The sequence below is a fragment of the Calditrichota bacterium genome (assembly GCA_014359355.1).
GTDB lineage: Bacteria > Zhuqueibacterota > Zhuqueibacteria > JANLFK01 > Oleimicrobiaceae > Oleimicrobium.
This window is the reverse complement of sequence record JACIZP010000019.1, coordinates 1-4,665: the sequence shown is the minus strand read 5'-3', so window position 1 is coordinate 4,665 and position 4,665 is coordinate 1. Positions and strand designations below refer to the sequence as shown.

Genomic DNA, 4,665 nt, shown 5'->3' with positions numbered 1-4,665 from the left:
AAGCCTGCACGATACGCGACCTTCTTCAAGTACGGGTCAGTGAGCCTACGGCTGGGCACGAACTCCGATCCAATCATGAGGTACGAGCTGTTGGCGTAGGCGTAGCGTCCTTCCCAAAGGGGAACCACTTCTTTCCATTCCTGCCGGTAATAGTCGCCGCCCACGGTGAGGCCAAAAGGCCACTGATAGGCGACACCAATGCCCCACCTCAAAGGAAGGCGCGTTTCCTTCTCCAAGGTCGAATCGCTACCACGGAAAGCGTGCTTGATGTCTGTGGCCACCTTTAGCTCTGCAGGCGGCGAGACGACGGCGCCGATATTCCAGCGGGCTGTGGGGCGGAGCACAACGCCGAACGTGCCGCCAAATCCTTCGAGATGACTGGAAAACCGGTCTTTGCTGCTGACGAAGTCGGTCGACGAGAAGGTTGTCTCCCATGTCTCGCGTATCCGACCGAAGTAGAGGTGAGCAGAGGCGCCCAGGTAGAGGTACCGCACGGGCATGAGAAAGAAGGAGAATTCGCCTTGGTTCAATCCTCCTTCTCCGGTCACCTGGCGGGAGAACTGATAGCCGGGCAGGGTGTCCGCATGTGCCGCCGCATAGCGCACGACGCTCACCGGGCCCAGCGTTGCGGAAAACGTTGCCCTCTTGCCAAGAGGTATCAGCATGGCAAAGCCGCTTGCCTGGCCGTAGTGAGCGCTTGCACTGCCACTTGAGGAGGTAGTTGTGGAGAAATCGAACCCCACGTCGGTGGACACCCTCGTGAAGCCGGCTGGGTAGCGCGCCGCCGGATTGCAAAGGTTGATGGTGAGATTGTCCATGAAGGCAATGCCGACTCCTCCCATACCCGCTCCCTGGCCGCTGGGGTAGATGCGCCACAAGCCAATCCCCTTGGAGCTGTAGAGCGATCCGGCCTCACACAACTGGGAGGCCAAGACAAGTGCGGCGCTCACAAGAGGCATAGACATGCGATAGCGGCGAAGAGAACTCACGATATCCTCCTGGGTTGAATGAGGCGGTGTCTCACGGGCGCGGGGGCACGGTGTATTCCACCAGCAAGCGCGGCACCATACCCGCATCTCCATCGGCAGAGAAGAGCACCGCCTCGGAAGCATCCAAACCCTCTCCCATGGAGTAGAGCATCAGTCCACGGTTGGGCAGCCTGCCCGACGTCCAGGCCTGCACGATGGCAGTGAAATCGGCAATTTCGCTGGAAACCGAAAAGGTGAGCTTCTCGCTTGCCTTCACAATGGCAGCCACGGGCACACTCATCGTGGTGTCCACAGCCACATCGGGCGGGTTCCAGGGTTCGCTCACAATTGGGCGTCCGGCGATGGCCATCCCGGTGTCGCGCAGTTTCGTCAAGCTTTGGTCCAGCCACAACTCCAGCCGCGCGCGGTTGATGGTCGCATCGGACGGGATGGAATCCAAAGAGAACTTGACGAGCACGCGCCACCCTGTGGCATTGGCGATCATCAACCTGCCGGGAGGAAGCGAGCCGGCATAAGTGACCAGAAACGCATCTCCACTCGGCTTGAACAGGGCGGTGTCGGCAACTCCTTTGCGCACGTAGCTAAGTTCCAGCCTCGGGCACCGCGTGGTGTCGGTCGCCTGCAATGAGTGGAACTCTTGCAGAGCCGGACCGCTGGCAGTGATGTACAGGCCGTAATTGGCCACGGAGCTATCAATCCAACCCCCGACAAGCCCTGGCTCGATAGGAATACCGACTCGCACCGAATCGCCAGCCAGCATAGTTGCCCAGCCCACCTGCGGACCCCCGTCCCCACTGAAATTCGCCCAGGTGACCGAATCCTCACTCCATGCGGCAGTGACCTGTTGCGCACTAAGCGCTAATGCAGCAGGTGCGCCACGGTAAGAGGCCGGCGACAACCAGAGCGTAGCGCGGTCAACCACAGAGCTATCCGGAAGGGCAGCGAAGCGAATGAGGATGGCGGCACGGTAGCCATCCGCTTCGCCCGCGAGAAGATAGGGGCTCTTGCCCGTGGTCACTCGGCCCCGTTCGTAGCTGACCTCGGCCACCGGCGGGGCAATTTCGACCGCCTTGACGGCCCCGGTATCGATGCGATCCACAAGACCAACGCCATAAGGGAGCTTTTCGTTCTTGCTACAATTGACCGCCAGGGCCAGAAGGAAAAGACCCGGTGCCGCCCAGGAGTATCTCATGCGTGTTCCTCGTCAGTTTCAGTGGCGCCGATCGCGGTCCCGCTGGGTCGCCGATAGACCACTCGTCCGCGCTTGATCACCGTCTGCGCCAACTCCACGCCAAAGTGGTAGGGTATGCAGCGATAGTCTGGCACGTCCCAAATGACGCAATCCGCCTGGGCTCCCGCCCTCAGCTGCCCAAGCGTAGAAGCGCGATCTATGGCGCGGGCCGCGTTGAGAGTGGTGGCAACCAGGACCTCCGCCGGCGTCATGTGCATCTGGGTGCAAGCTAAGGTCATCATCAGGGGCAACGACTCGCTCATGCACGTTCCAGGATTAAAATCAGTGGACAGAGCAACGGGCAGCCCTGCTGCCAGCATTTCCCGCGCCGGCGCGTAGCGACTCTTGCCAAGGAAAAAGACCGCGCCAGGCAAGAGCACCGGCACGACGCCCGCATCTCGCAATGCAGCGATGTCCCCTTCGTCCACATAGTCCAGATGGTCCGCTGAGGTAGCTCCCACCTCGGCGGCTAACTGCGCGCCGCCAGCCCTGCTGAGCTGCTCGGCGTGAATCTTCGGCTTGAGGCCATGGGCTTTGCCAGCCAGCAGCACGCGGCGCGCTTCCGCCACGGTAAAGACGCCACGCTCGCAGAACACATCGCAGAACTCAGCAAGTCTCTGCTCCGCCACTCGCGGGATGATGTGCTCGACGATCAAGTCCAGATACTCGTTGCGTCGATCCTGATACTCGTCGGGCACCTCGTGTGCCGCCAGCAGCGTGGGCACAAGCTCCACCGGATGCAGGTCCGCCAGCTCGGCGATGACCTGAAGCGACTTGATCTCATCCATGAGGCTGAGTCCGTAGCCGCTCTTTACCTCCACCGTGGTCACGCCGTTGGCCAGAAACCGGTCCAGCCTTGGCAAAGCGGCCTCCACCAACTCCTCCTTGGTGGCCCGCCGCAACTGGCGGACGCTGGCGCGGATGCCTCCTCCGGCAGCAGCTATCTGCTCGTAGCTCTTCCCCTGCGTGCGCCACTCGAACTCCTCCACCCTGTTGCCGGCAAACACGAGGTGCGTGTGGGCATCCACCAGACCCGGCGTCACCGTCTTGCCCCGCGCCTCGATGAGCTTGGTCCCTTCGTGGCAGGCCACGGAAGAGACGACCTCTGCCGACGAGCCCACAGCTACGACCTTCTCGCCAGCCATCGCAACGGCCCCGTCGCTCACCACCTGCAAGCGGCTTTTCCCATCACCCTCCGCCAGAGGGGTGGCTACCTGCGCCGCATGGACGATGAGGAGGTCGACCCGCACGTCTACCCCTTGGGCAGCATGGGGATCTTGACTCCTTTGGCGCGGGCAGTGGCGATCGCCTCGGGATATCCGGCATCCACATGGCGGGCAATGCCAATGCCTGGGTCATTGGTCAGGACGCGCTCCAGGCGCACGGCCATCTCGGGCGTGCCATCCGCCACAATGACCTGGCCGGCATGAATGGCCTTGCCATGTCCCACTCCTCCACCGTCGTGCACTGCCACCCAGCTTGCGCCGGAAACCGCGTTGAGCAACGCGTTGAGAATTGGCCAGTCCGCCACGGCGTCGGAGCCATCACGCATGCCCTCGGTCTCGCGCAAAGGCGAAGCCACTGAACCGCAATCCAAGTGGTCGCGCCCAATAACGATAGGCGCCTTGAGCTCTCCCCGCCCCACCATTTCGTTGATGCGCAGACCGAGCCTTGCTCGATCGCCATATCCCAACCAACAGACCCTGGCTGGCAGCCCCGGCAGCTTGCCGAAGTCCAAGTGCTTCTGGGCTAAGGTGATCCAATTGGTCAAAACGCCGTCGTGGGAGAACTCCGAGAGAATTACCTGGTCAATCTTGAATATGTCCTCGGGCTCGCCAGAAAGGGCCGCCCAGCGAAATGGACCACGTCCCTCGCAAAAGAGGGGCCGGATGTATTCCAAAACAAACCCCTTGATGTCAAATGCGTCGGCCACTCCCTTCTCGTACGCATACTGGCGAATTCCGTTCCCGTAGTCGAACACGACTGCCCCGCCTCTCTTGAACCCGAGCATCGCCCGGACGTGCTCAGCCATGGACTCTTTTGCCAATTCCACGTAAGCACGGGGATCTTCGGCCAGGAGCTGCTCGGCCTGCTGCCGCGTGAGGCCTTTGGGCCAGTATTTCTTAGGCTCGTGTGCCGACGTCTGGTCGGTGACGACATCGGGTATGATACCCCGGCGAAGAATCTCCGGATGGGTTTCGGCGGTGTTGCCCACCAAGCCAACGGAGAGCGCCTCGCCTCGTGCCTTTGCCGCCAGCACCAGGTTCAACGCCTCGTCGAGACTTTCGCACAGACGATCGCAGAGGCCCTCGCGAATGACCCGCTCGATCACCTCCCGCCGGAATTCCACCCCCAAAAACGCGGCGCCGTTCATCTTGGCGGCCAGCGCCTGGGCGCCTCCCATGTTGCCCAGTCCGCCGGTGAGCAAAAACTTACCGCGCAAGG

The 4,665-nt window shown here is 61.9% G+C and carries 4 protein-coding genes; all 4 read right to left on the bottom strand.

Annotated elements, in window-relative coordinates; all coding sequences use genetic code 11:
* Positions 1-989 (bottom strand): hypothetical protein (locus H5U38_01035; GenBank protein ID MBC7185597.1); only part of this gene is annotated, 989 nt, incomplete at its 3' end.
* A gap of 31 nt (positions 990-1,020) precedes the next feature.
* Positions 1,021-2,181, bottom strand: coding sequence for a DNRLRE domain-containing protein (locus H5U38_01030; protein ID MBC7185596.1), 1,161 nt, complete (start codon positions 2,179-2,181; stop codon positions 1,021-1,023).
* Complete coding sequence (locus tag H5U38_01025) at positions 2,178-3,470, bottom strand: imidazolonepropionase (GenBank protein MBC7185595.1); 1,293 nt, start codon at positions 3,468-3,470, stop codon at positions 2,178-2,180. The genes H5U38_01030 and H5U38_01025 overlap by 4 nt, the downstream gene beginning before the upstream one ends.
* A gap of 2 nt (positions 3,471-3,472) precedes the next feature.
* Positions 3,473-4,665 (bottom strand): urocanate hydratase (gene hutU / locus H5U38_01020; GenBank protein MBC7185594.1); only part of this gene is annotated, 1,193 nt, incomplete at its 5' end.